Origin of the sequence: Pedobacter psychrodurus, from assembly GCF_032678585.1 — a bacterium.
In the GTDB taxonomy this organism is placed as follows: domain Bacteria; phylum Bacteroidota; class Bacteroidia; order Sphingobacteriales; family Sphingobacteriaceae; genus Pedobacter; species Pedobacter psychrodurus_A.
In genome coordinates this window covers 103,693-130,370 of record NZ_JAVTSN010000018.1, presented here as the reverse complement: position 1 = coordinate 130,370, position 26,678 = coordinate 103,693, and the positions used below count along the sequence as shown (strand labels likewise).

Annotated in this window: 27 protein-coding genes; 13 read left to right on the top strand and 14 right to left on the bottom strand. The window is 39.3% G+C overall.

Going from position 1 to position 26,678, the window contains the following annotated elements; genetic code table 11:
• Nucleotides 1-201: tyrosine-type recombinase/integrase (locus R2S57_RS13890; protein WP_316845553.1), on the top strand; the 201-nt coding region annotated here is incomplete at its 5' end.
• Nucleotides 202-249: 48 nt separating this feature from the next.
• Complete coding sequence (locus tag R2S57_RS13885) at nucleotides 250-798, top strand: ORF6N domain-containing protein (RefSeq protein WP_316845552.1); 549 nt, start codon at nucleotides 250-252, stop codon at nucleotides 796-798.
• Between the two features lie 172 nt (nucleotides 799-970).
• On the opposite strand, the gene R2S57_RS13880 is transcribed toward R2S57_RS13885, so the two are convergent.
• The 3 genes from R2S57_RS13880 to R2S57_RS13870 are packed head-to-tail and all read right to left on the bottom strand — an operon-like array spanning nucleotide 971 to nucleotide 3,426.
• Nucleotides 971-1,243, bottom strand: coding sequence for a hypothetical protein (locus R2S57_RS13880; protein ID WP_316845551.1), 273 nt, complete (start codon nucleotides 1,241-1,243; stop codon nucleotides 971-973).
• A gap of 10 nt (nucleotides 1,244-1,253) precedes the next feature.
• A complete protein-coding gene (locus R2S57_RS13875) occupies nucleotides 1,254-2,582 on the bottom strand; it encodes a hypothetical protein (RefSeq protein ID WP_316845550.1) in 1,329 nt (442 codons plus the stop codon).
• The gene (locus R2S57_RS13870; protein ID WP_316845549.1) at nucleotides 2,539-3,426 is read right to left on the bottom strand and encodes a HEPN domain-containing protein; all 888 of its coding nucleotides are present in this window, start codon (nucleotides 3,424-3,426) and stop codon (nucleotides 2,539-2,541) included. The genes R2S57_RS13875 and R2S57_RS13870 overlap by 44 nt, the downstream gene beginning before the upstream one ends.
• A 123-nt stretch (nucleotides 3,427-3,549) precedes the next feature.
• Between R2S57_RS13870 and R2S57_RS13865 the strand changes: the two genes are divergently transcribed.
• Nucleotides 3,550-3,912, top strand: coding sequence for a helix-turn-helix transcriptional regulator (locus R2S57_RS13865; protein WP_316845548.1), 363 nt, complete (start codon nucleotides 3,550-3,552; stop codon nucleotides 3,910-3,912).
• A gap of 672 nt (nucleotides 3,913-4,584) precedes the next feature.
• Here the strand turns inward: R2S57_RS13865 and R2S57_RS13860 are convergent.
• The 7 genes from R2S57_RS13860 to R2S57_RS13830 all read right to left on the bottom strand — a co-directional run bounded on the left by R2S57_RS13860 (nucleotide 4,585) and on the right by R2S57_RS13830 (nucleotide 10,903).
• Nucleotides 4,585-5,814 (bottom strand): hypothetical protein, encoded by a 1,230-nt coding sequence (locus R2S57_RS13860; RefSeq protein ID WP_316845547.1) that lies wholly within the window; start codon nucleotides 5,812-5,814, stop codon nucleotides 4,585-4,587.
• A gap of 5 nt (nucleotides 5,815-5,819) precedes the next feature.
• Entirely contained in the window at nucleotides 5,820-6,785 is a 966-nt protein-coding gene (locus R2S57_RS13855; protein WP_316845546.1) for a hypothetical protein, read from the bottom strand.
• A gap of 168 nt (nucleotides 6,786-6,953) precedes the next feature.
• Nucleotides 6,954-7,931, bottom strand: a complete 978-nt coding sequence (locus tag R2S57_RS13850) for a DUF5712 family protein (protein ID WP_316845545.1) — start codon at nucleotides 7,929-7,931, stop codon at nucleotides 6,954-6,956.
• Nucleotides 7,932-7,934: 3 nt separating this feature from the next.
• The gene (locus R2S57_RS13845; protein WP_316845544.1) at nucleotides 7,935-8,516 is read right to left on the bottom strand and encodes a BfmA/BtgA family mobilization protein; all 582 of its coding nucleotides are present in this window, start codon (nucleotides 8,514-8,516) and stop codon (nucleotides 7,935-7,937) included.
• 296 nt (nucleotides 8,517-8,812) lie between these two features.
• On the bottom strand, nucleotides 8,813-9,073 hold the full coding sequence (locus R2S57_RS13840; RefSeq protein WP_316845543.1) for a helix-turn-helix domain-containing protein: 261 nt from the start codon (nucleotides 9,071-9,073) through the stop codon (nucleotides 8,813-8,815).
• A gap of 401 nt (nucleotides 9,074-9,474) precedes the next feature.
• Nucleotides 9,475-9,804 carry a helix-turn-helix domain-containing protein gene (locus tag R2S57_RS13835; protein ID WP_316845542.1) on the bottom strand — a complete coding sequence of 110 codons (330 nt, stop codon included), beginning with the start codon at nucleotides 9,802-9,804 and terminating at the stop codon, nucleotides 9,475-9,477.
• 88 nt (nucleotides 9,805-9,892) lie between these two features.
• Entirely contained in the window at nucleotides 9,893-10,903 is a 1,011-nt protein-coding gene (locus tag R2S57_RS13830; protein ID WP_316845541.1) for a hypothetical protein, read from the bottom strand.
• A gap of 327 nt (nucleotides 10,904-11,230) precedes the next feature.
• Between R2S57_RS13830 and R2S57_RS13825 the strand changes: the two genes are divergently transcribed.
• Nucleotides 11,231-11,710, top strand: a complete 480-nt coding sequence (locus tag R2S57_RS13825) for a CHAT domain-containing protein (protein WP_410479074.1) — start codon at nucleotides 11,231-11,233, stop codon at nucleotides 11,708-11,710.
• 42 nt (nucleotides 11,711-11,752) lie between these two features.
• On the opposite strand, the gene R2S57_RS13820 is transcribed toward R2S57_RS13825, so the two are convergent.
• From R2S57_RS13820 to R2S57_RS13810, 3 genes are all read right to left on the bottom strand, one after another.
• Nucleotides 11,753-12,301, bottom strand: coding sequence for a hypothetical protein (locus R2S57_RS13820; RefSeq protein ID WP_316845539.1), 549 nt, complete (start codon nucleotides 12,299-12,301; stop codon nucleotides 11,753-11,755).
• Between the two features lie 303 nt (nucleotides 12,302-12,604).
• Nucleotides 12,605-15,451, bottom strand: a complete 2,847-nt coding sequence (locus tag R2S57_RS13815) for an ATP-binding protein (protein WP_316845538.1) — start codon at nucleotides 15,449-15,451, stop codon at nucleotides 12,605-12,607.
• Nucleotides 15,452-15,743: 292 nt separating this feature from the next.
• Complete coding sequence (locus R2S57_RS13810; protein ID WP_316845537.1) at nucleotides 15,744-15,929, bottom strand: hypothetical protein; 186 nt, start codon at nucleotides 15,927-15,929, stop codon at nucleotides 15,744-15,746.
• 189 nt (nucleotides 15,930-16,118) lie between these two features.
• On the opposite strand from R2S57_RS13810, the gene R2S57_RS13805 reads away from it, so the two are divergent.
• From R2S57_RS13805 to R2S57_RS13780, 6 genes are all read left to right on the top strand, one after another.
• Nucleotides 16,119-16,373 carry a hypothetical protein gene (locus R2S57_RS13805; protein ID WP_316845536.1) on the top strand — a complete coding sequence of 85 codons (255 nt, stop codon included), beginning with the start codon at nucleotides 16,119-16,121 and terminating at the stop codon, nucleotides 16,371-16,373.
• Between the two features lie 19 nt (nucleotides 16,374-16,392).
• Nucleotides 16,393-16,779, top strand: a complete 387-nt coding sequence (locus R2S57_RS13800) for a hypothetical protein (protein WP_316845535.1) — start codon at nucleotides 16,393-16,395, stop codon at nucleotides 16,777-16,779.
• Nucleotides 16,779-17,954 (top strand): PfkB family carbohydrate kinase, encoded by a 1,176-nt coding sequence (locus R2S57_RS13795; RefSeq protein ID WP_316845534.1) that lies wholly within the window; start codon nucleotides 16,779-16,781, stop codon nucleotides 17,952-17,954. The genes R2S57_RS13800 and R2S57_RS13795 overlap by 1 nt, the downstream gene beginning before the upstream one ends.
• On the top strand, nucleotides 17,948-19,159 hold the full coding sequence (locus R2S57_RS13790) for an adenylosuccinate synthetase (protein WP_316845533.1): 1,212 nt from the start codon (nucleotides 17,948-17,950) through the stop codon (nucleotides 19,157-19,159). Before R2S57_RS13795 ends, R2S57_RS13790 begins: the two co-directional genes overlap by 7 nt.
• Nucleotides 19,160-19,543: 384 nt before the next feature.
• Entirely contained in the window at nucleotides 19,544-20,473 is a 930-nt protein-coding gene (locus R2S57_RS13785) for a hypothetical protein (RefSeq protein WP_316845532.1), read from the top strand.
• 9 nt (nucleotides 20,474-20,482) lie between these two features.
• Complete coding sequence (locus R2S57_RS13780) at nucleotides 20,483-21,163, top strand: hypothetical protein (protein WP_316845531.1); 681 nt, start codon at nucleotides 20,483-20,485, stop codon at nucleotides 21,161-21,163.
• Between the two features lie 284 nt (nucleotides 21,164-21,447).
• Here the strand turns inward: R2S57_RS13780 and R2S57_RS13775 are convergent, their stop codons facing one another.
• Entirely contained in the window at nucleotides 21,448-21,975 is a 528-nt protein-coding gene (locus tag R2S57_RS13775; protein WP_316845530.1) for a hypothetical protein, read from the bottom strand.
• Between the two features lie 816 nt (nucleotides 21,976-22,791).
• Between R2S57_RS13775 and R2S57_RS13770 the strand changes: the two genes are divergently transcribed.
• From R2S57_RS13770 to R2S57_RS13760, 3 genes are all read left to right on the top strand, one after another.
• Nucleotides 22,792-24,105: an AAA family ATPase gene (locus R2S57_RS13770; RefSeq protein ID WP_316845529.1), complete on the top strand. Its 1,314-nt coding sequence runs from the start codon at nucleotides 22,792-22,794 to the stop codon at nucleotides 24,103-24,105.
• 27 nt (nucleotides 24,106-24,132) lie between these two features.
• A complete protein-coding gene (locus tag R2S57_RS13765; protein WP_316845528.1) occupies nucleotides 24,133-24,858 on the top strand; it encodes a hypothetical protein in 726 nt (241 codons plus the stop codon).
• 416 nt (nucleotides 24,859-25,274) lie between these two features.
• Nucleotides 25,275-26,678, top strand: a complete 1,404-nt coding sequence (locus R2S57_RS13760; RefSeq protein ID WP_316845527.1) for an ATP-binding protein — start codon at nucleotides 25,275-25,277, stop codon at nucleotides 26,676-26,678.

Sequence of the window (26,678 nt, the reverse complement as noted above, 5' to 3'; positions counted from 1 at the left end):
CTGGCATTATCCAAACGTTTGGATAATGCCAGGCATACCTTCGCAACAACGATAACCCTGTTAAACGGCGTTCCCATGGAAAGCGTATCAAAAATGTTGGGACATACCAATATCAGGACTACCCAGATTTATGCAAAGGTTCTTGATATAAAAGTAAGTGCAGATATGGCGATCCTGCAAAACCGATACTCTATAAAATAATAGGCTTATTACGCCAGCACGTTTTGGTGCTGGCAAATTCGAAAAATTATGAATAAGACCATATCAAATATTCTGATCCAGGAACAAGTTGTATTAGAAAAAATATATCATATCCGGGATCAAAAAGTAATGCTGGATCTTGACCTTGCTGTACTCTACGAAGTTGAGACTCGTGCACTCAAACAGGCAGTCAAACGCAACATTCAGCGTTTTCCAGACGATTTCATGTTCCAGTTGACAAAAGAGGAATGGCAGGAGGTTATCACAATTTGTGATAACCTCCCCAAGTCGGCAAAATTCAGTCCGGCAACCCCTTTCGTATTCACCGAACAGGGCGTAGCTATGCTATCAAGCATACTCAACAGTGAGCGGGCTATCAACGTTAATATTCAGGTAATCCGAATATTCGCACGACTTAGGAATATGGTAGCTGATAATACCCAAATTCGTCTGGAGATAGAAAAGATAAAAAACAAGCTGGAAAACCAAGATAAGAACATGGAAATTGTTTTTCAATACCTTGATGAGCTATTAGCACTTAAGGAAAAGCCAATTCTCAAACGAAATAGGATCGGGTTCAAACCGGATGAACTGTAGTACCTAGATGCGGAATCGCATTTCCGTATATACCATGGTGAAAAGCCTTGGGTAGTGATTGGGTTTTCACAGGCCGAAAATGCGGGATGGCCGGCTCTCAAAATAGTGAATTAAAAAGAATTTAATGATAACAGAAAGCGACTCTCTGATGATCTTGCTTTCTGGTATCTACTCATCTATTTGGTTTCTGCTTTGTTACTATAAAAGAAAAGTTCAGGAAGCTGATCATCTGGTTACAGAAGAAAAGCATATTAGTCATTTCCTCTCCTTCCGGAGATTCAACTTCCAAATGTACCCAACCTTTATACATTTCCCATAAATTTGCCCTCGCCTCATGCAACGGAAAATTCACGAAAAAATATTCCATCTCAGAATCCGCATTTTCAATTTCGTCGTCAGTAAGCCCTGAAGGTTGAAAATCGAGTAGTTTTTTAATCTCTTCCATATCGCTGTTTCTATTTCATTTCAAGCTCATAATGTCTTTTGATTTCATTTACATAGGGTTCAAAATGCTCCTTATAATAACCCTTAGGAACTTGAATCTTAAAGTTCTTACGGCTAAAAAACAGAACAACCCTCGAATCCGTTTCACATTCTAATAAATACCAGATAGTGGGGTTTGAAGACGAACAGATGAAAAACATAGCAATCCTGTCTTCGCAAAAATGCAAGACCTTTGCTTTCACCTTGAACCTCAATTTAAGCTCGTAATAATCACCCTTATCACTAAGTAAAAAATTTAGAGTCGGTACATCACCTGAGAATCTGGCAACCTGCATATCCTTTTTCATAGGTCTCTTCTGAATATTTCTCATCCCATAGGTAAACAGGTAGTGTGTAAACGGCTCCCTTGATAGCATTGGGAGTGCTTTATTGAATAGTTCGAAAATCTTCCCCTTATTCTCAAAATTGAGGTCGTCTATTTCGTTAGAACGTTCATCACTGTCTCCATATTCACTGACCTGAATCCCTGCAATTTTCTTCATTTCGTAGCAGATGCTGTTCAGCTCAGTTTGATTTTCGGACAGTTCAGATTGTTCAAAACTATCGTCGTCTTCGAAAAGAAAACCCGTGAAAGATTTTACAGTCTTATTATCCGCATTTAGGGAAAAGCTATAAGGTATCAGCAATGGATAATGATTGGAATGGAACCTGACAGGATCAGTATTTGCAAGGCAATAGCCAATACGGTACTCCTGGTTTAAAGTAGCTAATCCATCATTTACATACTTTCTCTCCAATACCTTCCGTTCGGATATGTGCAGGAAATAATCATCGGGTCTGAAAAAACCTTTAAATTCCTTTTTGAGCCTGATGTCTACTTCATACCTATCACAGATTACTTCAAGATATCTGGATCTTCCTGTTGCTTCATTAAAACATTCCGGCCAATAATATTGCTGAAAGTCATGAAATTCATTCCATAACATTGCCCTCAATGTACGGTAGGCATATCTCCCTAAATAATTTTCATCCGTATCAATATTGCAGCTTACCAATAAATGATCATATTCGACCTTTAGGTAAACTTTTACCGGCGGCTCATTTTCGAGCTTAACCCTCATTGTCAAGACGCCCTTCTTAAATGAGAGCGCCTTTCTTTCAACCATGTAGTATGGTCGGTTTCCAGCTCGAAGTTCTGTGTGCGACTCCAAAACATTTAATCTCAATATGCGGGTGTTCTTATCAAACGGAAGTTTATAGAACTGGGATTTAGGTTTTCCGGCAAGCATGATTTCATCAGCCATTATCAGTTCCTCCTTTCTCTGCTTCCGCCTCTTCACAATCGGCAATTAGAAGATCGATCTTTTTATCACAAAGATCTTTGGCGAGAATTAAAAAATTATGAACTAGGCTATATAATTTATCCGCATCGCCCATCTCTACATTAAAATTGTCCTTATACCTGGCGTGGCTGTAACTATTCATGAGCTTCTCAAAAAGCCTTCTGTTTTCTGGCGTTCCAAGCAAAAGCGCTCTCGGCTGCTCCGAGAAACATGTACAAATATCCAGTAGCCTGCCCAGATGATGAATGTCCGACCTGTAAGCCATAAAAACCCTGATCATAGCTATGCATGACTGCTCAACAACTTGGTGAAGCATAAATACACATACATTAAACTTTTCATTACTGTAGCATTCCCCCGCGCCGTCCAAAAATCCCTGCGCCATTGGAATCCTATGGTATAGATGCTTACGGGCTTTTTCAAGAGATATCTTTTTATCAAGAGCATATTCAGGAAACAGATTCAGCGTACCATCATGACTGTATAGCTGAATGCCGGTATTAAACACTGTTATAAAAAATCTGTTGTTACTTGCAATAGCTGTAGTCACGCTCTCTTGGCTATGAACAAGGATCGTGATCTTGCCATGGTTAAAATGCGTATTTACATAATCCTGAACGCCATGCTCGATTCTTGTGGTGCCTTCAATTACCATTAATAAGTAATAGTGAAAATTGCTGCTTGTCTGTTGTGGTGAAAACGAAGTACAAGAATTCGTTATGGAACTTATTTCACCGAATTTAAGAATATGCAAGGGTGTGAACCGCTCGGCAAGTTCTTTAACAAAATTGGAGAATGGCTCTTGCCGGCCCTCCACTGGCTTTAATGATTTTTTTTTCATATCTTCATGATTATTACGAGAACCAATTTCGATTAGAAAAAGCACGTACCGAACCAATAATTGTTGTTAAAAACAACCAGAAGGTTGTTTTTAACTGTCGGAAATTTTTAAATATATTTGGCCATGGAAACCTCAGAAAAAACAAACAGGATGCATCTTGGTAGAAAAATAAGCCGTATCCGTGAACTTCGTGGAATGAAACAGGAAGCGCTTGCTACTGAACTTGGCATAAGCCAACAGGCAATTAGTAAACTTGAACAGAGTGAGGAAATTGAAGAATCTACACTAGAGAAAGTGGCAAAAGTACTAGGGGTAACCGCTGAAGGGATCAAGCATTTCACTGAAGAGACAATTTTTAATAATATTAACAATTTTCATGACAATTCGATTCAAAATAATTTTAATCCTATCGAAAAGATTGTTGAATTATATGAGCGTTTGTTAGCAAGTGAAAAAGAAAAAAATGAGCTTCTTAAGATCCGGTAGCGAAAATCCACCGCTTTATCTATTTTTCTACGATGATCGTCTAATTTCTAAATTCATTTGAATCGCAAACAATATTTATATAGTTATCTAATACTCCAAATAATTTAGTTATCAAATTTTAATTCACTATATCAGCTTAATTATCTTTTTGAAGAATTTTGACTTATTATAAGTAATTATGTTTGTTCTTGGTTGGAGACGGCAGATTGTAAATTGAATGTCGTGTATAATGGACGACTTGGGATTTGGTAATCCGATAGTTTAATTGATTTTAGCTTGATAAAATATAATATACCATTCAAAATTTCGATAGCTTATACACTCGCAATCATCACCTTTCAATAAATGTAAATTTAATGTTTTGTTTAAATTAATGTAGCACAAATTGCGTAGAGACGACTAAGTCTCATCGTTCAAAAACAACTAAAAATTATCTCAATATTTGCACCTGTTCTTCTAAAATCTGACTCAAGGATTTTTATAGGTTGAAAAAAAGGCATTCAATTTGATTATTATAAATTTTTAAATCTGTTTGAAATATAGTGTGTTTTCCAAGCGATTTATCACAATTAGCAACTAATGTCACCAACTTGACTGATAAAAATATAAAAGTGAATTGATAAGAAATCCTCTATCGGTGCTACAGAATGCCTTGTGTATTGAACAATAAATTTAGAATCCCATTAGTATCGATTCTTCCACTAATGCCAAAACCTTGGCTGTAGTTACAAGACAATGGTTTCTAGGTTTAGAATATTCGACTACATTATCTGGAAAATGGGTTTCTGTTCTTGCGTTGATGGCAACATCATGAAAGCAATTGATAATTAGTATGCCTTTCACATCATCGCAATCATATGATTTGGAACAGACATTTACCCAATCCTCTAATTGACGGACATGAGCTTTAGATGCTGAACCATTTGTACCTTTAATCTCAACAGCGAAATAAACGTCCTCGTACTTTAAAACTAGATCTGTACTATTTCCCTCCGGCACTATAAATTCTATCCCAAGGTGCATCAAACAGGTCTTAATTCCAAACTCAAGGTATTTCCCTTTGGTTGCGATTATAGAACGCATGGCTTGGTATTTGTCAAGTTCTGCCGATAATTTAAGCAATTCTGCCTCTTGTACCTGGATTTTTTCTTGAACTCTTAGTGAAAGATCTGTTATGTCATTCTGCTTGGTTAATATAACTTCATTTGTCCAGCTAGGAAGATCTATTGCCATTGCAGCAAAATCATCTTCAAAAGCTGAAAAGGTTTGTTTGATCGTTGTAAGAAATAACTTTCTTTTTGTTTGACTGTCAAGGTCAGGATTCTTTAGATAAATATCAGGGAGAATCATCAATTTTCCTTTTCCAATTGAGGCAATTATTGCAACCTTATCCTTTGTCTTTCGAGTAGTCGCTATTGTGATCACATCTGTAAAAACATAAGAGAAAGTGAAATGGAACCTTGAATTAAAATTAGCAGTTAAATCTGATGCTAAGGGATCAAAAATATGCGAATCGCCTTTAAAAGGTGTTATTTCGAACCTAAAATTCTCGCCGCATAGCATTTTCAAAAAGTTAACTTCGACATCTTGATGGGAATAGCCATCTTTTGCACGTAGAGAAAGTAAGGGATTAGTATCTACAATAACAGTAACTGAACTACCATGTTGATAAAACTCAGCCAATTGAAGAGTTTTGTGTTTAATCCAAGCAATAAGTTGCTTGCTTGCCTGACTGGAAATCTCTCCATTTTTCTGAATCTGAAACATACCGTGAAGTTCATTTGCCAATTCAGAAATTCTTATTATTAATTGAGCTGCATCTGTAAAGTATTCCTCGGAAAAAAAACGCAAGCGACTTTTCTTGGTTTCGTCGTAAAAATAACCAACTTCTTTTATATCCATATTTTTTAAAATAACCCAATTTGACCTCGGTCATCTGGACGACAATCTTCACAAAAGGCATGTCCATCAAAATGAAAATATGTTTTACAATTCGTACATGGTTTAGTTAGCCTTGAAAGATTAAGTTTCCAGTTATCCATTATTCTAGGGTCATCTTCATTTAGTTTACAAAACAGACAGCGAATTTTTACAATTTCGTATCCTATGATCCCATTAAGATTTACATATGATTTATTTTCAATAATTGGCTCAAGATATATAATAGCATCCTGTTTACAAACAGGGCACTTACAGGTTGCTCGATCGCTGGAATTCAATATTGATTTTGTCTGTAACTGTTGCTTCTTTACATATCCATCCAAAACTTTATGCTGTTCCCATTTTTTGATATGCCGTTCAAGTATTAATTCTATTCTCTTGCTTAAATCGGTCTGCTTGGAAATGGAAATTTTAAATAATTTATCATGATGTCCTCCAAAATAATGATGAGGCTTAATAGCTAATTCCTGAGCGAAAAAGTCAAGCATCGTAAAAAAATCTCTTTGAATAATATCATTAATTTTTTCGACATCCAATTCCTTTAAGTTGCAGTGAGCGATAATATCTCTCGCCTCCGAAATTGCAAACAAAATATTTTTATGGTTTGCGACAGTCTTAGAAACAAGTTGTGCCCTTAATAAGCTATTTTTATAGGTGATAACATCTTGAATTGGTGTTTTTAGTAATTCCCCGCTTCCTTTAGATTCAGGTAAGAGTCTGTCAGCATAACCTATTTGCATTGAGTTTTTAAAACTTGGTTCAGTTAAAACATACAGTGGATTTATATCATATAAAATACCTTTTAGTAGCCGCTCACATCCTAATGCTAAATTAAAGGCAATTTGAACCAATTCAGACTTATCCAATTTTTCTTCAATACCCTTTGAAACCTGTTGAAAAAACAATCCGCTATCTTGATGATAACTATTCATAGATAATCCCCCGCTGAAAAATTTGAAACATATATTAACTCGATTCTTATTTGGTTTTGGTTCATTTTGATCAACGATAAAATGGCTATCCTCTTCTCTTTAATCATATCACGGTTGGTTGACCAAATCTAGTAAATATTAATCTCTTTCCTGTAGAAAAGCTGACACCTACCTGCTAAGTCCATGTGACTGCTGCAACTTTTTACGCCTCCGTTTCTCAGCTTCTTCAACAGAATCTGTATGTTGGGGCTCGTAAGTAGGTTCCATCAAGATTTCCAATAGCCCAATGCCAGCATCTTTTGCAAAAGTCATCATATCGCTAACATTGGCAAAAACTCCATCTGAAATTCCTTTCATCAAACTATCTATAATTATATCTCTTGAAATGTCAGTCGAGAGTTCGGAGATCATCTGCATCTGGCTTTTCTGTTCAGGAGTTCCGTTCTCCATAACATTTGCATATATAAATTTATCCTTGAGTCCTCTTTCAAATTTGAATACATTATCAAATACCTCCTCACCAGATTGTTTAAATGCACTGCGGTCGAATTGCCCTAGTTTTGCAGAATGTTTTTCATTCTTACCTTTTGAGGTATTTTGAGGACTAAGCTTAACTTTATTACTTAAATCTTTACGACTCACAATCACTTGAACGTGCATTTGTCGTCCTTCTTTTCGATCGCCCTTTTGCTTTATTCCATTTTTCACTTCTTTATCTGTGTGCTTGTAGTAACGGTAATTTTCAACCTTGCCAAACCATAAAAGATCGGTATTGTTATGGATACCTGGTCTTTTAAAATTCTTGGCGTATTCGTCCATAACATTTACAGCATATTCTTTTAGTTTCTCCTTTGCGCCACTCTCGCCATATTGTTTAAAAAGATGTTCCAGCTCCTTTTGGCTCGGGCTGATATTAATTAGAAAAAACTTACTGTCATCACGGCTAAGCTTTGCTACATTATTGTCAATCCTAACCCGGACTTCCTGCCTTCTGATATCATTTCTTACACCATTGAACCAGTTTTCGTAATCTGGCACTGAATTTTTCCCATTCTTCAGGTCATTCTCCTTTTCCAAATAATTGACCAAAGCTCCGCTACTGCCTTTGTTATTTCCTGTTTCCGATGCCGTAATGTTAATGTACATAGGCTAAATACTTTCAAGGGATTTTCTGACATGGCTCTGCAGTTCCTCTTTTTTGGCAGCTGATACTGGCCACCCCAAAGATTCCCTCTGATTGATATAATAATTGAGTATCTCTCTAAAACTGGACTTCAGTTTAATTTTTTCATTGTAATATTGGTGGGTTTTGGCAATTTCTTTTTCCAGCTGTACCATTCGGTTAGAAATTCCTTCACTTTTCTTTTCCTCTCTCTGTAGATGCTGCCAGATTATTTTGAAATATTCTGTATGCTCTTTTGCTATGATAGTGAGTCCGTTACAGTCGGTAAACATGGGTAACAGAAAATCCTTTTCTTGCTTTTTAAAAAATGCTATTATCCTGTTCACTCCGTTAACCAGCTCTTTCTTAAGTAGCTCGTCGTTGAAATCGATCGGGTCTTTTTTTGTGCCATAAAAATAATTTACCATCTGTATAACGACCAGTTTTTTCGGTCTACCCAGTTTCACCGAAATTTTCTCCAGTTTTTCGTCTGTTGCTTTTGGGTATCGCACAGACTTGATATTGATATCTTCCATTACCATATCCTTAAAAGTTTTTCTCCAATCCAATGTTAAGCATCACTTCACTTCCCAGATTTGGATGCCATGAGGGTTTATATTTAATAAAGCCGCTTTCCTTCAATTCCCTGATATTTTTGTGGTATGTAGAAACAGACTTTATTCTTGAAAATCGCATTAGCATTTTTCTGCTTACATTAAATGGAAGCGTTACATCCTGATAATTACAACATTGAACCAATGCAATTAATATGCTTAAATGCGTTGGGAAAAAATGTGGCTGTTGTGACGCATGCGCAAAGTATCTTCGCAATCCTTTGTGGTACAAATTTTCATCTTTCTTCATTTCATTTTCCCTCCATCATCTTGTCAATTTTTTCCCGGCTGTAAAACATTGTTCCCCCAACCTTGCGAAAAGGCAAATTGCCATTGATACGCAAGTTTTGTAATGTACCGGGTGAAATATTTAGCATTTTCCTTACCTCGGCACTCCTCAACCATGATTTATTTGAATTACCACTATTAGTATTTAAAATACTTTTCATTTCATTCAGCATTTCTGTCTTAAACTGCCGCAGATCATCCATTGTAATAATGTCCATCTTCATAATTAGCTCCTTTCATTTTGATATATGCATCAATGCACATATACATATATTTTTACATTCAAATATTTGGTATACTTCAAAGTATACCGTTTACTGTTTTTATCGGCCTGTAAGGCCAACAAGTATCCCTGGAGGATACTTGAAACCCCTGTAGCGATAGCTCAGGGCAAGCAAGTAGGGCCACTGCCCAACTTCCGCTTGCTCAGCCCCTGAAAAGGGGACTGACTGCCTGAACCGCCTTTCTACCGCCAATAGCTGCTTCCCACAAAACCCTGCAAGCTTTAGAACTGCCCCGTATTACGTGCTATGGCAGTAGTTTTTGATATACATAAGCCGTTGCTATGTGGATATATCTCTATGTTGCTATATGGATATATACCTATTGAGCAGCATAGATATAGCTATGTCGGTGGCATGATACCGTTCGTTGGGGAATAGATTTCTTCCGTGGTTTTCTTCTTGCCTGATCGTACCCATTCGGATAGTTCCACCGTGGAGAAATAAAGTCTTTTGCCTCGCTTGTTCACGGGGATTTCCTTCCGACTCACTTTGGTGTAAAGTGTGGGTACGGATAGGCTGAGAAATTCGGCAGCCTGCCTGATAGTCAATAAATCGTCTCGGAGACGCTGGGGATTTTGCGACCTGTTTTCCAGCAACAGGTCTTTAATACAATCTACCTTTTCGTGCAGTACGCTAATGGCCTGAGGTAGTTCTTCAAATGTGTACTTCATAAGCGGTATCTTTTGTTTTGATACCGCAATGTTAGCAGCTTGTTTTGTATGGTTACAACACGTTAAACCGCATCCTTACCGTTTCCTACTAATATTTGCTGTTTTTTTTGTTTCGGACTGTCGGAACCAGAAAAGGCACTTTGTCTTTCATCCTTACCTCTAAAATCGGTGATTTGCAAACCTTGGTATCGGAAGATATAATCGCACTTAGCCAGCCCTCCGAGTATTCGTTTACTTTATCTCCATTGCTATATAAGAAGTGCTTTAGAATCCATTTCTCAAGTTCCGCTTTATTGCATCCAACAATCAGGTTTGCTTCATATAGCTGCTTAAAAGCATCGGCAAGCATATTACTGTTTCCGTTGAAGATCAACTGGCTTGCAGGTTGTTCATCCGATTTTATCAGTGCGGCAAGTTGGTTGAAGTGTTCCTCTGAAAAATAAGTCCTTATCAATTGCAAAAAGTCATCTATATACTGATGATTGAATTTTGGCCGACCCGCATCGGGATTATATGGGATTTTTGTGGGCTGCTCAAGCGTGACATCTTCAGTTTGTTGCTGGCTTTTCTGTTTGTCCATCCATTCCTTGAAAGTTTCACGGGGATTTAGAATTTCATCTACTTCGCTGATCAGCTCACTTAAGAACTTATCCCTGATCTTCAAAGTATCATGCAGACTTTCCACAAACTCATCACCTATATAAATATCCATGTAGTCTGATTGCAGGTTGTTAACGATAAACAAGTAATCGAGTTGAATCGAAAATATGAAGTTGCTGGGATATTCGGCTCTAAACTCACCGTAATGTTGATGGAAATTTGTCCATATTAGTTTAAATCTTTCCTTTAATTTTTTGATCTGTTCAAATTCTCTTTTTAAACTGATGTCATTAAGTGAGAGCAGGTCAATTAAAGCCATGTCTTTTAATACTCTCATTTCACTATTATAAGTAAAAGAATCATAATAATGGGTTTCGTGCGCAAGGCTATAAGCTTGTTTTTCCACATCTTCTTTTATTGTGCTTTTCAATTCGGACTTGGTGATGATGCGAAGGTTGAAAGTCTGTAGACGGGTTAAAAAAATGGCTAGATTGCGCATAAATTGATCGTGTTTTAGTGCTAATTTCTAAATATATTGATAATTTAGACCATTATGTAAACTTAATATTATAAGAAATTAAGCGATATTTATAACAAACGAATCAGGTTAGTTCTTTTATTAGTAGAACAACCGCCATGTAAGTTTGAATTTTAAGTTGCAATGTTGTATATGTCGGAGAAACTTGGTTCTTCGTCACTTTTGGTAAAAAAAACTAAAAGATAAAATCGCTAAAGTTATATCCCTGTAGACCAAGGCCAATTATTCTTGGATGAGGAAATCAGGGAAATACAGAAAAATATTTTATCATCGAAACACCGTGATTCTGTGAAACTGGAATCCTGCTGGGCAGTGCGCCCAGTGGACATACTTCAAGGTTTAAATGAATTTCAGCCAGTGATTGTACATTTTAGCGGGCACGGAACCCAGGAAGATGAACTGGTTTTAATGGACAACCAACACCAAAGCAAAACCGTATCCATTGATGCAATTGTCCAGACCATGCACGCCTCGACCGACAGTATCAGGCTGGTATTTTTTAATACCTGCCATTCCCATAGACAGGCAGAAAAAGTAGTTGACCAAATTGAAGTAGCCATAGTAATGACAACATCCATCAGCGACAATGCGGCCAGGATATTTGCTGCGCAGTTTTACGGATCGATCGGATATGGCAATTCGGTTAGAAAATCCTTTGAACAAGCTAGGGCCTCGTTGATGTTAGAAGGGATCCCCGAAGAAAACACCCCAAAACTGTATATCAAAAACGGATTAAATGCTGAAAATATTTTTATAGTAAAACCCTGATCATAATAGACAACAGAAACCTGATGAAACTATCGATATAACTTATTTCTTTTTGACCATTTTTTTCTGCCCGGCAAATTCTCTGCTCATTTTGTCGATTTCCTTTTGCAGGAATGAAAAATGGGCACTTAGCTGCCTCTTAATTGATGGTGAATCAAGGCCACATCTTTCAACCCCCGAAGCATTTTTGTAACTGTTTTTAGCTGCATTCATCGCATAGGTAATAAAGTTCCTTTCCCCGGAATGCGAATATCTTTCATACAACTGCTTTTTCGAAATCACCGCTTTTACCGATTTTTTGCCATAAGCCATCATCATGGTCTTTAATACCCTACCCTTGACTTTCCGGAAATACCTGGAAAGGCTTCCCGGACGGATATAGGTATTGCTGCCATTAAATTCAAAACCCAGATATTGAAGGTTTTTATAAAGCCGTTGCTCGTCACTACCAGGCTTAATGACTGCTTTCGTACCGATATCGAATACAGCTGGTAAATCCCATTGCTTGTTTTCATATTCGGAAATAAGTGTGGCGGGAAAACACCAACAACCTCCACCATCCCTTCCACTTGCAACACAATCCTGCGGCAACCTACTACATCTCCTTACGGGTAGAAGCAAATCACCTTTCGGGCGTAGCCGTTAAGGCGTAAAAGTGTGGTGGGAAATCACTTTATAACACCCAGCAAAAAATAAGATTTTGCCATGGCATTTATCAATAGCGCGTGAGCGGGTGCAGCGGCATCCTTTTGGAACAAAAGATATAGCGGAAAACGCGACCCTTTAGGGGCACGCCAAAAAGAAAAATAAAAGACATGGTCTAGTTACTAAAGCCAAATCGACTAATCGTCGAAAACTTTCGCTCTTTAAACCGCTAAACGGAGAGAACAATTACTAACCAAAAATATCCAGTTGTTTCAGGTATTTCGCCATATATGGCTTTAGTTCTTCAAATGCCAGGGGATATTTGGCCTTTCTATCTTCAAGCAGGAAAGGTATAACCACATCATCACCGAAGTATTTTTTTAGCACAGCGTTCAGCACTGGATGACCTTCGCCCGCACAACGGAGGTCATAATCCCTCAACATTTTGACAGATCCGAGCACTTTCGCTAGAAAACCTTTGCTTAGTACTGATTCCCTGCCCAACCTAAAATTAACACCTACCCACTTTTCATTTATTGGAACCTTCTCCCCCGCGTTTCGCACACTTAAATTCAGCCTTCTAAAATCCTTGGAGAACAGATATTCGTAAGTTCCCGATTCAAATACAAAAAGCGCAGGTGCATGAAAATTGCTGTGCTCCTTAGGTTCGATCAGTGATTTGTATTCGGGTATTGTCGTAAAGTCCCCTGACGAATATTTAATAAAGTAGTCTTTAATATCAATTTCAGAAAACTTATTCTTTCTCACTTTACCGTTGATGAATAGCGCCTTTCGCCGTTTTAGCCTGTTTACAAAATATGGATAATCCAAAATAAATCCTTCTTTGGAAAGCAACGGTGCTTTGGGAAGCAATAGACCGCTGGCGCTTTCATAGGATAACCTCCCGAACCCAAAAGTGTCCGCTGAATTTTTTACAGAAAGTCCTGGATACCGGAACAATTGGCTAGACAGGATAAGTTCATCATCGGTAATGGTCGATTCAATGGGGACGGTCAGCAAGTATGCAACAAAATCCCGGGAAATGTCCTCTTCTAACTCCTGGGAGAAAGGCAGCTTTCCTGTAAAACTATTACGGCTCAAACTAATTGGCAAATTCCCCTCGCTGTCAAACAACTGAATCTTTGGTAAATGTTGAAATAATCCGACTTTTAGTCCTGTATATGCCGGATCATGTGGAATGACGATGCCATTACAACTGAATTTGGCATCATGTGCACGTCCCTCATATGTCCATAATAATGCATTATAGCCATCCACCTCCAACATGTTCCAATCTTCCGGTATCACTCCTCCGATATCAGGGTTTAAACTGCCCCTGACTATTGTCTTCCCATCGAAGCTATAGGTCACCTTTGGAAAAACCAATGTATACCATTCGGTCCACCTTAGGTAAGATCTGCCTTTGGCTGTTGGAGAAAATTTTGCAAAAACATCTCTCGCTATTTTAATACTGATGACCGTGCCAACCTCCAATGTGTCATCCTTCAACAGTTCGATCTGCTGGGCATCAATCGTGGCATCGAAACGGAATCCGGTGTCATTACCCAACCTTCGCGTCCGTACCTCAATTTCAGCACCCAACAAAAACGCTGCGAGCACGCCAATCCCAAAACGTCCGTTGCGCCGGATATTTGTTGTTCCGTTTAAGGAGCTGTACTGCTTTTTCCACTCACCGCTATTCCTGAACGATGCCCCGGCCTTTAAAAAATAATTACTGATTATCCCCGCATCCATCCCCATACCATTGTCCTCAATTGTAAAAAAACAATTGGTTCCTTCCATGCTGACATCAATCTTTACTTCAGGCACATAATCATCATCACTGATAAATTTCCGTTCCCTACACGCATCCACGGCATTCTGTAAAAGCTCCCTAACGCCATAAGTGGGATCGTTGCCGTATAGTGGGGCGATTAGCAGCCTTGTCAACTCATCATTTGCTTTAAAAGAAAGTACCTCCGGTACATAGTTCAGCCTATCGATGAACGATGGATCATCCAGGTTTGACTGGATCCTTCGGAATCTGATGCCCGGAGAATTAGGGAGGTTGCCATAAAGCTCTCCTAATACAGCCAATGAGAGATCAAGCTCATGTTGTATCCCAGCAAAAAGCTTCTTCAGTTTAAAAAACATCGAGCTATCTTTGGGCGAGGCTGTCACAAAGATCCTTTCCGGATCCTGTTGGTACCTGTCATCTATGTAATCAATCGAGAGATGCGCCTGGTGTTCTGTTTCCGAAACCGGACTGGATAGCCGGCGAAGCTTCAGCAGTTTAATAGAGGTGCGGGAACTATCAATTTGGAGATAATCACTTATCCTGAGCAATACCATAAGGAAAATTGCATGCACACCTAACGGGAGGGTTTTTCCGCGGATAGTAAAAATATCCTCCAGATAATCAGCACAAACCCTGAGGTCTGTACCATGGCTCCTGGCGATCAGTCCGATAAGGCTCCTGTTTCTTTCTCCCAATTCCGGACAAAAGGGTAATAATTCATGGCCCGGAAATCCAGCTAACGCAATTTCGTGGGCCAGGCGCGGATGCTGCCTCCTGATGAATTCACCTACCAATTTTCGATCATGACCAGTTAATGAGTCCGGATTGTAAATATCAGGGACATTTACGATGTGATCCGGATCACCAAAAATAGCCAGAAGCTGTTTTTGATCGAACCGTCTTGCTTCCCCAAGAAAATCTTCCCACTCCTGAGACCAGGAACGCGCATCAAGTTTTTTTACCCTAACGGATTCAAATTCTCCAGAGAGAAGTTTAACAAGGCCTTCCGGACGGATATGCATTCCGATATCATGAAGGACTACACTGAGAATGAAGTAGGCAACATCATCAACTTTTATGATGAGTTTGAAGTCATCTTCGGAGATCAGATGATCTGCGGCCGCGATGACATCTTCGATATGTTCTTTACCGTGGTCTGTATATTCTTCAAAAAAATATAGTTTGTTATCAGAAAGAATCTGACCAAAAGTAGAAAGAGCTGTATTTACCAGGCCGTTGATGTGCTGATCTTCAGACAGTTTATTTTCAAATCGTTTGGGTAATGAAATGTATAGCATTAATAAGCGTTTGCGCTAAGATATAAAATCCATGCAAAAACTCCCCGGATTTAAGCTAAATGTACTCAACTGGATTGAATACGCTGGTTATTCTACTTCATTAGTCAAATATGGGTATCCCATTATCTTCCTAAGATAGGTTAACATCATTCGATATCCTATACACTTAAGCAATTAGAGTTGTCTGTTCTCCTGTCGGATGACCTAAATATGATTGAAATCCATATGCAGGAAAGCGCGTGAGCGGTCCGAGCGACATCCTCCTCTTATGGATATTGACAAAAAAAATGCATCAACTGACAGAACTAGTAGGCTCAAAATTCGGATAAAAACCAAACTTAAAATTCCCCCTCTCTATTTGCAACATAGCCGACGATAATTGCACTTTCACCTGAATTTGCAAAAAAGTTCCCTTAACGATAAATGAGTATTTTGCAATTATTTTTTCCCAAACCAGAATTAATTGATTAATTTCCATCACCTAAATTTATAATCTCATGAATATCAACCAATCGGCCCCCACTCCTCAATAACAGAATAAATAGATCCACTGGATTATTCTTAACCGAGCACAATCCATAATGCTTTTATCCTATTTCATTTTTTGGCAGAAAAAGTTTAATTATTATACATTTGTCGCATTTACTTTAAAAATAAATCAAACGAAATGAATAACCGTATCTGTGCAGAGCACCTAACCGACGAAGAGGTATTAAAAGAATTTGTTAAACGCTTTGAGTGTGATGGCGCTATACTAATCTACCGCGATTCTGAAGTTGAAAACGGCTTTGGCAGATGGAGAAACGCAGATGGAAGGAAATGGGTGAACAGCATATTTAAAATGCTCAAGAAGGGACAACCGTTGATAATTGAAGATTCAGAACTTAGGGAGGGGCTTACAGTCCCACTAACTTCAAATTAACCATTTAAAACAAAAAATTATGGGCGGCGGCGGCGGCAGAAGCTACACAAGAGTACATAAACCTTATACCTCACCATTGAGCGAGGTGCCAAAAGGAACAACAAAGTCAATATTCGATGAAGATGACGAGTGTTCGAAAGTTTCGTTCAGTGATACCCTACAAAATATTAGTTTATCAGCTATTTCAAGGATCAGTAAGGACGACATCCTCCGGGTACAATTGAAACCAGCCGGGGGCAGTGTAACAGTTGTAGTGATCAATGATGCCGGGGATATATGCGGCTATCTAACCAGCCCACAGGCTGTTAAACTAATTGAGTGTTTACAGAAAGGCATCCTATATTCCGCCAAGGTACTTGGAATCAGTGGAAGCACCATTACTGTGCATGTTTCAAAGAAAAAATAATGACTAAAGCACTTATGGTCCTAGGAGGCACCTACTTTGAAGAGTGCCATGATCCACAGAGTTATGTCTTGTCCGGTTCCGGATTAAGGGGGGCCAGTTCAATTTCAGGAAGAGGATTCCAAATAAACTACCAAAGTTTACTGGCGACCAAAGATCTGGCTTTAGCGAAAACAATATGTGCAACTTATGGAATTAAAAGTGAATTTCAGGAAATCAATGAAACCATTACCTTTTCCTATCTACACCCTTTGAGCCTGCCGTCTGTTTTTGGAACAAACGCCCCAGTTGAAGTACCGGCCATACACACTGAAAACCTTCTTTTCTACGGTCTTAAGGAAGCCAATATCAGAACAAAATCGACATATGCCGTTTATGATCCGCAAAACCAGATTAACTTCAGGGACACTGGATCGGAAACGGATCACCTTGCACTGATACTTAATAAAAATGAGGCAATAAAATTATCCGGACTATCAGAAGATACCCCTCTTGCCCTTGTTGGCAAGCATATCATGCAATCACAGAATGCAGAGGTAGTAGTCATTAAAAATGGAGCTAAGGGCGCCATGGTTTTTGAAGGTGGAGATACGACGGAGATTCCTGTTTTCAGAACCTCATCGGTATTGCCTATTGGTTCCGGGGATATATTTTCAGCAACATTTGCGCTAAAATGGATGATGGAGAAATGGACAGCAAAGGATGCCGCACTTTTCGCATCGAAAAGTACAGCCGGCTACTGTGAAAATAGGCAGCTTCCCATACCTGACCATCCATTGGAAAGACCAGCACTGGACATCGAGACAACTGTGAAAAAAATATATCTAGCGGCACCATTTTTTGACTTGGGGCAGAAATGGCTGGTCAATGAGTGCCGTAACCTTCTTCTTGATTTCGGGAACAATGTTTTCTCTCCGCTTCACGATGCAGGTATTGGCGAGCCGTTGATAATCGCACCCAAAGACATTGAGGCCATTGAAAAAGCTGATGTGATATTTGCCATTCTTAACGGCACTGACCCGGGCACACTGTTTGAAATCGGCTACGCAAGGGCAAAGAACAAAAGAATTATCGTTTTTCATGAAAACGTTTCTGAGGTGGACCTTTTTATGCTTTTAGGCACAGACTGCGAATGTCATTCTGATTTTTCAACAGCTATATATAGCGCTTCGTGGTAAACAAAAACAAATCAGCACACATTGTTGTAGGCCTGGGGTATGGTGATGAAGGAAAAGGTGCTGCAACAAATCATCTCTGTTCAACCGCATCCAATCCTATCGTAATCAGGTTCAATGGCGGTCATCAGGCAGGACATACAGTTGTCCTACCAAACGGCAAAAGACATGTGTTCTCTAGCTTTGGATCTGGTACACTTATTTCTGTACCAACATATTGGTCTAGCTATTGCACCGTCTCTCCCGCCCATCTACTTGCGGAGTATGATTCATTGGATGTTATACCCAGATTGTACATAGACGAAAATTGTCCAATCACAACCCATTATGATGTACTTTACAACAGGGCACTGGAAACACATAGAGGGTCGAATAGAAACGGGAGCTGTGGTGTGGGATTCGGGGCAACAATTGACAGACATTATGGGCAAAAAATCCCATTCAGGTATGGGGATATCCATAATCCCAAAAAAATTGGTGAAAGGCTGGCGACCATAAAGGAATATTACCGTAATAAAATTACGGATGAAACAGACTTTGAGTTTAACGCCTTTGATCATGACCAAGCAGATCAGGAATTTGCCAGTAATATAAATGAATTGCTTGTCCTGGAGAATAAAAAGATAATTAATATTGTCGATGAAACTGATATCTTCAATAATAAAGATTGGGACACCTACATTTTTGAAGGTGCGCAGGGAATATTGTTGGACAGCAATTTTGGCACTTCACCTCACGTTACAAAAAGTAATACCTCATCAAAGAATGCTATAGATATCCTAACACGAAATTTTCGAGAAGGCTCCATTCAACCAGAAATCAATATCCATTATATTTCCAGAGCGTACCTCACTCGTCACGGCGCTGGTCCATTCCCAACATTTACAGATCAACTCCAGATTATCAATAATACAGAAGAGACTAATATATATAACGAATATCAAGGCGCTTTCAGAATCGGATGTCTAAACATTGGTCTTTTGAACAGCGCGCTGAACTGGGATAATCAGTTTTCCTCCAATTTTCCTAAGCACCTTATTCTTACCTGCTTAGATCAGATCCCTGGACCAACCATATCAATTTATCATAATGAAAGTATCCTGGTATGCGGGTATAGTGATATTCCAGCATTTTTGGACACCAAATTCAAAACAATCAGTTATTCATCCAATCCTTCGATGAATCAAGTAAGGGTAATTGCAAATTAGGCTACCTAAACACCTCAAGCAGACCGGATATTACCTGACTTTTAAAGTTCATTAGTTATTCTTTGTAATACCTAAAATTAAGTATTTTAAATAAGTCCTGAAATGGTATTTTCAGGCTTCGAACGGATAGAACAAAAAATGTAACTTAAAATTGGTAGCATTATCTTCTCTTTTGGAAACCCATTAAAAATCAGCCTTAAAGCAAATTTTCAAAACTTAAACAGAACAAATCCTCCAGCAAATGCATCAAACAAATAGTGTAAAAAATTGTTACTATTCCAAGGATCATATCGATGATGAAATCGCTAGAGATCAAAACTGAATAAAAAGAAAAATTAGGAAAGTACAAACTTTTATTTACTTTTATCGACGCTTTAACCAAACATGTCAACAGATAAACTAGAGTTTAAAATCACTAAAGATGCCAAAGGCAACGATATTGAATTTGACAATCTGACTACAGATTCAGCGAATTCTCTGATTTTGATTCTTCAGTCAATGAGGGATATCCTGTCTATTACTCCGGGAGCTGGTAATCTGAAAATACAGTTGGTTCGGGGTAGCGTTGGTGTTCAGGTTCCAGGTCCTGCAGAGGTCATCGAACACTTCCACAGTGATTTTGAAAACGTTTTGGACAAGAAAGAAACCAATGGTGAAATAGTTGCCCCATGGCGGCAGTTGCAGAATTTATTCCAGGCCAATGGGCTTTCCTATGAGGCTAATTTTCATACTAGGAAACAAAAGTTCCAGGTTGTCGATCAGATCAAAAAAGCCAAGGAATTCCGTGCAAGACCAGTCAAACGCTATGCCAGATACTCGTTGGAAATCTTAAAAGGCAAACTGATCGAAGTTGGGGGCAAAAACCCAAATGTCCATCTTCTGCATAAAGACGTCAAAATCCCTATCCGTTGTAGTGAGAAGCAGGCTATCCTGGTTAATAAATATCTTTATCAGGAAATTGAGATCCTAACGAGAAAAAAATCCTTCGATGATAACGATGAGTATACCTTCTGTGAATTCTTTCCAATTGCTGAACAGCTAGAGTTGTTCAAGGATCTGCTGACATTGCAAAAAAATAACAGCCTGGATGATTTTCTGTTCAAATTGCATTTCTTCATAAAAGACATCATTATGAAGAATGATTTTAACAGTTTAAAAAAACTGTTGGAAATTTACGATCATGACAGTTCAGAAGTCAATATCCTCAAGACTATCCTCGTGATTACCAAAAGCTTTACGGAGCATCCCGAGCTTAAAGAGCAGAGAGCAAAACTTTATCACACCCTGTCAGGGAAATTAGATGCAGAAAAATAACCAGTCTGAATGTACACTCAATCCGAAATCGAAAAAGAACTCATACAATCGAAAACAATTGTTCCAGGAGCGGACTTTGTTGCTATATCCGTTACTGCCGACGAAAAGGGAAATGCTGTACACTCGGGACTGCTAATCAGGCATGATGACCAGGTATATTTTTTTCATTATAACAAAGAAAAAGTATTGCTCAACGAAGTGGATATATCATTGGCTGAAAGGGTTTTTCATAAGGAACTTTCGATCATCGACCGAAAACTGATCCGTGCCTTTATCAATCATTGCCGGATAATTGAACATACAGCACAACCAAATTATGGGTATTTTTATGGTGGCTCATTCTATGAGGATGGAGAATATCATTCTGACAGTCCTTTTCCACAATTAATGACATGTGTTGGTTTTTGCATTAACGTGATCACCGGATTCCTAGAGGAGAAAAAATATATTGAACATACAGATTGGGAGCCAGTAAGCGAGAAGGCAGAACAATACTTCCAGGACTTTGTCGCAACTTTCAAAGCTTCGCATACTGAAGCGGATATCGAAAATCTAAAAAAGGATATGAGAAGGATAAAACCATCCGAACTGCTTGCTTCGGGTTATTTTTCAGAACTTCCGATAAGAAAGACCTCGACCGATACCGTAAAACCGTCTCTGGAAGAAATCTTGAAAGCCAATGTTGGATAGCAAACTTAAATACAGTTGTTTCCAAATCGTTGTTTTCGTAAATAATGAGCTTCTGTTTTTCCCATATTTCTGAACCCACTATCAACCATGTCAGCATAATATATATATGCAAGCTGAACATACATAAATTTTTATAGCAACTAATTATGATGGGCTTCATCAACAGCTGCGTGAGCGGGTGCAGCGGCATCCTTTTGGAACAAAAGATACAGCGGAAGACGCGACCCTTTAGGGGCACGCCCATACAATTAAAAAAACAAAAATAATACGATCGAAATCCCCCCTCAGCCCCCACAGGCATTATAAGCCCTGACAATCTCTTCCCTGTCCCGCACCGTATACTTCTCCCCCGCCTCCCATTCCTTCACCAGCTCCGGACAATCCGCGATCAGTTCCGCTATGTGTTTCTTTGCCCCGATCACATTCAGGTATACCAGCTTATCCCCCTTTACCATAACCGGTAGCGTATTTCCCGGCACATACAGTTTATAGAACGAAAGCTTTCCCTTAACCACCTCATGGAAAAAACGGGACTTATCGCCCGCCAGGGTCACAAATTTATAGCCGGTATCCACATCGAGAAAAACGAATGCCCTGATATCTCTAGGCTTCAGCTTTTTGGTGCCCCCATCTCCCTCAACGGTGATTGATCTGGAAAAGGCCGACAGTTCAGTCCTCCCGCGAAGATTGGTGTAAGACCCGATATCGCAGTCTACTGTGTCACCACCATGGGTAACATAATAACTGCCGTTTCTCTGGCAGAAAGCCGAAATGGACAAAAAGGATAGTAAAAAAAGCAGGGTATATTTCATGGGAAGCGTTTGTGCCACTAATATAGGAAATTGCCGAATTTAAATAGCGGCAATTGTCGGGCTGGACAGGAACTGTCTAAACCACTCCTTTCGAGATTAGCCACGGGGAGGCAAATCGGCAAAAAAACAGCAACAAATTGCACTATCCGTTCCACTTGCGGCACAGGCCAGTGACCACCCACAACATTCCCTCACGGATAGAAGCAAAAAAAGCACCCTTCGGCCGAAACGGGTAAGCCAAGAAGTCTTGGGTAGAAGAAAAAAAAGCACCTTTCGGGCGAAGCCGATAGGCCAATAATGTTTGGGGGGAAAACAGCAGCAAATTGCACAGTCCCTAGCACTTGTAGCACAGCCCTGTGTCAACCCACAATATTCACTCACGGTAAAAGCAAAAAATGTACCGGGCGGAGCCGGCAGGCCGAATGTCCGCAGGACAATCCGAAAAGGGAACCAGCCTTTATCTTTAGCGCGTGAGCGGGTGCAGCGGCATCCTTCCGCAGGTAGATATAACGCAAGACGCTGGCCCTACAGGGGCACGCAAAAAAAAACAAGATCAGTTAGCATCTAGTGTGATAATCCCTACCAGTCTCGGGTTGACGCAAAAAGAAACAACTCTAAGACACACTCAAAAGAAACCACTCGGACGAAGTCGTTAATACGCAAAAGTGTGATTGAAGAACAATGACAAATTACTTTATCCTTGAAGGATAATTAATGCAATATAAAGTTAGGCATAAGTTTTTTTTAGTAAAAGGATATATAAACCTATAAATATGAATATATCCCATATTATACATATTTTTACATTTGTAAAAGATGAAAATAGCAAGATTATACATCCATAATTTTAGAGGATTTGAGAGCAAGGAATTTCAATTAAATCCACACTTTACTGTTGCAATTGGCAATAATGGTCTTGGAAAATCTACTCTTCTCAGGGCAGTTCAAGTGAGTCTGGGCGCGTTCCTGCAATCGGTTCCAACTCTCCCCGCGAATGCTAGTTATCGAAGGCAGTTTAAGAACGACGAAAGACTCATCAAATTTCATCCAGAGCGCAGGGATTTCCTACCCAACAAAGACAATCCTTTGATCGTTACCTATGCCACCTGGCAAAAAGGGAACGAAGTCAACGACATAAAGTGGAAACGGGAATATCTTAGATCAAATAGTACAACCCATAAACGAGAGGACTCCGCACAAATCATCAGTTACGCCAATGAATTATTTGATAACCACGGCAGCGATCAGGAAATGCTTTATCCCGTTATGGCAAACTTCCAGATCAACCGTACAAATGCTCAGGTAAAAAAAGTCGACAAAAGCTGGAAGAAGATGTCAAAACTTGCGAAAGGATACTATGCCGCTCTAGGCGAAAATGTAGACTTTACTGGTGTTTATGAGTGGCTGCACTCCTATGATAACTGCATCAAGGATGGCAGTGAATTTACCGGAACAAAAGAGGCAATGTTTCAATCGATAAAAGTGGCCATCCCGTATATTAAAGAAATCGAATATAACAGCCGATACGAAGAGTTTGAAGTGCTGGTTAATTTCCGCGAAACGCCCCAACGGATGCTGGCCTCCTATCTTAGTGACGGTATGAAGGCTATGTTATACACCGTTGCAGAAATCGCCTATCGCTGTATCATGCTCAATGGAAAACTTGGGCTTGAAGCCGTTGAGAAATCCCCCGGGGTTGTAATGATTGATGAGATCGACATGCATCTTCACCCGATTTGGCAACGACATGTGATAAATGATCTTAAACTTGCTTTTCCAGGCATACAATTTGTTGTCACAACCCATTCGCCATTAATCGTTCAGAGCATTAAAAATGCTGAACTTATCAACCTTGATACTTTGGAAGGTCTACCCGAGGACCCCGACAAATTTAGTCTGGAGGAAGTAACCGAGCAGGAAATGGGAGTTGAGCATGTGGAGCGCAGTACGGAATTTCTGAGAATGCAAAAAGAGGCAGCCTTATTTTTCGAATTGATAAAAAATGGAGCATCGCCCAACGATATAGAAAAAGCAAAGGTCCACCTGGACCGGCTAAGGATAAAATACAACAATAACCCGGCATACGTGGCACTGCTTGAAGCGGAATTACCAAAATCACCAGTTGTTTAGATGAGGCCTGTAGTAAAATCTATTCGGATGAACCCTGCTGGAATGCCTTTGGAATTTGATCCTTATGGCAATGCTAAGCCAGACCTAGTCACGGAATTGGGAAAGTTCTGTTCATTTTGTGAAAAATCGCTGACAAGATCTGCGTTTCATGTCGAACATATCTTAGCAAAGGGTTGTCTTATTCCCGGTAGCCAAACATTAAAATACCCACATCTGAAAAAAAGATGGGATAATTTTCTTTTAGCCTGTGTGAACTGCAATTCAGTAAAAGGAGACAAAGATGTTGCCGTCTTGGCCCCATTTATGCCACACGAAAATAATCTATTGCATTTTCTAGAAATACAGACTGGTGGGATGATCGTCATGAAGACAGGAGTAGTAGGTAATGACCGTATTAGAGCCCAGGCATTTATAGATCTTGTAGGGCTTGACAGAATACCAGGACATGCTCAATTTTCTATGAAAGATGACAGATGGGATGAACGACTTGGAGCTTATGATCTTGCTGGACGTTACCTTGCGAAATATACTTCCAATCCTCCGACCGCTGACATAGAAAGTATTGTTGATCTGGCTATGGCGATAGGCTTTTACACAATATGGTATCAGTTTTTTATCGGGCACGATGCAGTCATTAATGCATTCATTAATGGATTCACTCGAAGCGATGGTTCAATTGTGGAGCCTTTTCCATCCACCTGCAATAATTCTTTCGACGCTACAAACCATTATAATACGTTACCCCGCCCTTAAGATCAAAAGCATAGGCTCAATTCTGCGGTAAATTTACAATTAAGTATTCCAGTTAGCACTCCGGGTAGAGGGGCTAAGTGCACGTATTTTGAAAATAATCTTTTCACTACCTAAACATTCGTGAAGTATCATCACAACCTACCCTATCGGGATTTCCGGAGGCTGAAACTCAAGTCAAAAACAAAGAATACTTTCGCAATAAGCCTTAAAATTGTATCCATTTACATTTTTATCCAAAAAAAGCAAAAACTTAAAATATTCAACAGGATAAATAGACCATAATACTGAAAACAGTTAATTCAGCGAATTATCCTAAATATAATGACCTCCAGCACTCCTGAAAAGAATTGTAGCTAATCTCGATTTTCAGTTGTTCCTGTTTTTTTATACATTGGCAGGTAGCAAAACTAGCGCAAATGAAAAAGGAGCCTATCTATATCAAATCAATTTCACTCCAAAACGTCAAAACATTCGGAGAAGAAACCTCACTCAATCTTGAAAAGAGGGACGGTACCTTGAGCCAGTGGACTTTGATTCTAGGCGATAACAGCATAGGCAAATCGACACTATTACAATGCCTTGCATGGATGAAGCCACTCCTACCCGATGATAAGGAGGATATTTCATCAGATTTTACAGTTGCGCCGAAGATCAATGACGAGGAGAATGAAACATTGATCAATTTGGTAAAGAAAAATAACCAAAATAAAATATCAGGCGTGATTAAGGCTACTTTCGTTGCCCAAAGAAAGTTAAATAGGAAGTCGAAAAGCGAAAACGAAATTACATGCTCTACTGATATCAGAATAGATCTTATAACCGACAATGACGGAAATAGAAAACTCGATGATGTTCAGCACCATTTCAATACAGATTACGACAAATTTTTTTTCAAGAACGATGCGGAAATTATCTGCTATAGTGCGCTGAGAACACTAGGGAAACAGAATATCAATGCCCCGGATATGGAGGATACCATCAGGCAGTTCATTTCAGAAAGAACAGAACTGTATGATGCAAACGAAATCCTACATACAGCCAATTATGCCAGGCTAGGCGCTAAAAATAAAGAGCGGAAAAAACATACCAAGTTTCTCAAGGATGTAAAAAAAATGCTTGTAAGTCTTTTACCCGACATCCAAAATATTGAGGATATAGAGGTTCTGCCTCCGAGAATGGTAAATGGGAAGCTCATTCAGGAAGAGATTATGATCACTACAAGGCACGGAAAAAGAATTCCTTTCAGTAGCTTTTCACTGGGCTACAAAACCACGGTGTCCTGGACAGTAGATCTCGCATGGAGGTTATTCAATCTCTACCCTAAAAGTGAAAACCCACTGAAAGAACCGGCAATTGTGATTATCGACGAATTAGATCTTCATCTCCACCCTGTCTGGCAAAGACGCATCATGACCGATCTCTCAGCACATTTTCCTGCGGTGCAGTTTATTGCGACGGCTCACAGTCCATTGATGGTCCAGGCCTCATTCAACGCCAATCACGCAATTCTTAGGTTTGAGGATGAAACAGTTGAGATCGAAAATGAACCTGAAGGAATCGATGGATGGAGAGTCGATCAGATTCTAACAAGTGAATTTTTTGGCCTTAAATCCGCTAGGGGAATTGCTTATGAAAAACTAAATGATGAGCGTATTGAACTTATAAGCAAAGAAAACCCTAATGAAAGGCAAAAGAAAAGGATTGCGCAGCTTAACCGACAAATTGCAAAACTGCCGACAGCCGAAACACCTGCAGAGATAAAAGACCGAGCTTTTATGCAGGATTTTGTAAGTAAGGTCAAACAGAGATTCAAAGGCTAG

Bases quoted from the DNA above. Each gene is read 5' to 3' on its own strand.
- R2S57_RS13885 (WP_316845552.1), top strand. From the start codon at position 250: ATGAATAAGACCATATCAAATATTCTGATCCAGGAACAAGTTGTATTA.
- R2S57_RS13880 (WP_316845551.1), bottom strand. From the start codon at position 1,243: ATGGAAGAGATTAAAAAACTACTCGATTTTCAACCTTCAGGGCTTACT.
- R2S57_RS13870 (WP_316845549.1), bottom strand. From the start codon at position 3,426: ATGAAAAAAAAATCATTAAAGCCAGTGGAGGGCCGGCAAGAGCCATTC.
- R2S57_RS13865 (WP_316845548.1), top strand. From the start codon at position 3,550: ATGGAAACCTCAGAAAAAACAAACAGGATGCATCTTGGTAGAAAAATA.
- R2S57_RS13860 (WP_316845547.1), bottom strand. From the start codon at position 5,814: ATGGATATAAAAGAAGTTGGTTATTTTTACGACGAAACCAAGAAAAGT.
- R2S57_RS13855 (WP_316845546.1), bottom strand. From the start codon at position 6,785: ATGAATAGTTATCATCAAGATAGCGGATTGTTTTTTCAACAGGTTTCA.
- R2S57_RS13850 (WP_316845545.1), bottom strand. From the start codon at position 7,931: ATGTACATTAACATTACGGCATCGGAAACAGGAAATAACAAAGGCAGT.
- R2S57_RS13840 (WP_316845543.1), bottom strand. From the start codon at position 9,073: ATGAAGATGGACATTATTACAATGGATGATCTGCGGCAGTTTAAGACA.
- R2S57_RS13835 (WP_316845542.1), bottom strand. From the start codon at position 9,804: ATGAAGTACACATTTGAAGAACTACCTCAGGCCATTAGCGTACTGCAC.
- R2S57_RS13830 (WP_316845541.1), bottom strand. From the start codon at position 10,903: ATGCGCAATCTAGCCATTTTTTTAACCCGTCTACAGACTTTCAACCTT.
- R2S57_RS13815 (WP_316845538.1), bottom strand. From the start codon at position 15,451: ATGCTATACATTTCATTACCCAAACGATTTGAAAATAAACTGTCTGAA.
- R2S57_RS13810 (WP_316845537.1), bottom strand. From the start codon at position 15,929: ATGGAAATTAATCAATTAATTCTGGTTTGGGAAAAAATAATTGCAAAA.
- R2S57_RS13805 (WP_316845536.1), top strand. From the start codon at position 16,119: ATGAATAACCGTATCTGTGCAGAGCACCTAACCGACGAAGAGGTATTA.
- R2S57_RS13800 (WP_316845535.1), top strand. From the start codon at position 16,393: ATGGGCGGCGGCGGCGGCAGAAGCTACACAAGAGTACATAAACCTTAT.
- R2S57_RS13795 (WP_316845534.1), top strand. From the start codon at position 16,779: ATGACTAAAGCACTTATGGTCCTAGGAGGCACCTACTTTGAAGAGTGC.
- R2S57_RS13785 (WP_316845532.1), top strand. From the start codon at position 19,544: ATGTCAACAGATAAACTAGAGTTTAAAATCACTAAAGATGCCAAAGGC.
- R2S57_RS13780 (WP_316845531.1), top strand. From the start codon at position 20,483: ATGTACACTCAATCCGAAATCGAAAAAGAACTCATACAATCGAAAACA.
- R2S57_RS13775 (WP_316845530.1), bottom strand. From the start codon at position 21,975: ATGAAATATACCCTGCTTTTTTTACTATCCTTTTTGTCCATTTCGGCT.
- R2S57_RS13770 (WP_316845529.1), top strand. From the start codon at position 22,792: ATGAAAATAGCAAGATTATACATCCATAATTTTAGAGGATTTGAGAGC.
- R2S57_RS13765 (WP_316845528.1), top strand. From the start codon at position 24,133: ATGAACCCTGCTGGAATGCCTTTGGAATTTGATCCTTATGGCAATGCT.
- R2S57_RS13760 (WP_316845527.1), top strand. From the start codon at position 25,275: ATGAAAAAGGAGCCTATCTATATCAAATCAATTTCACTCCAAAACGTC.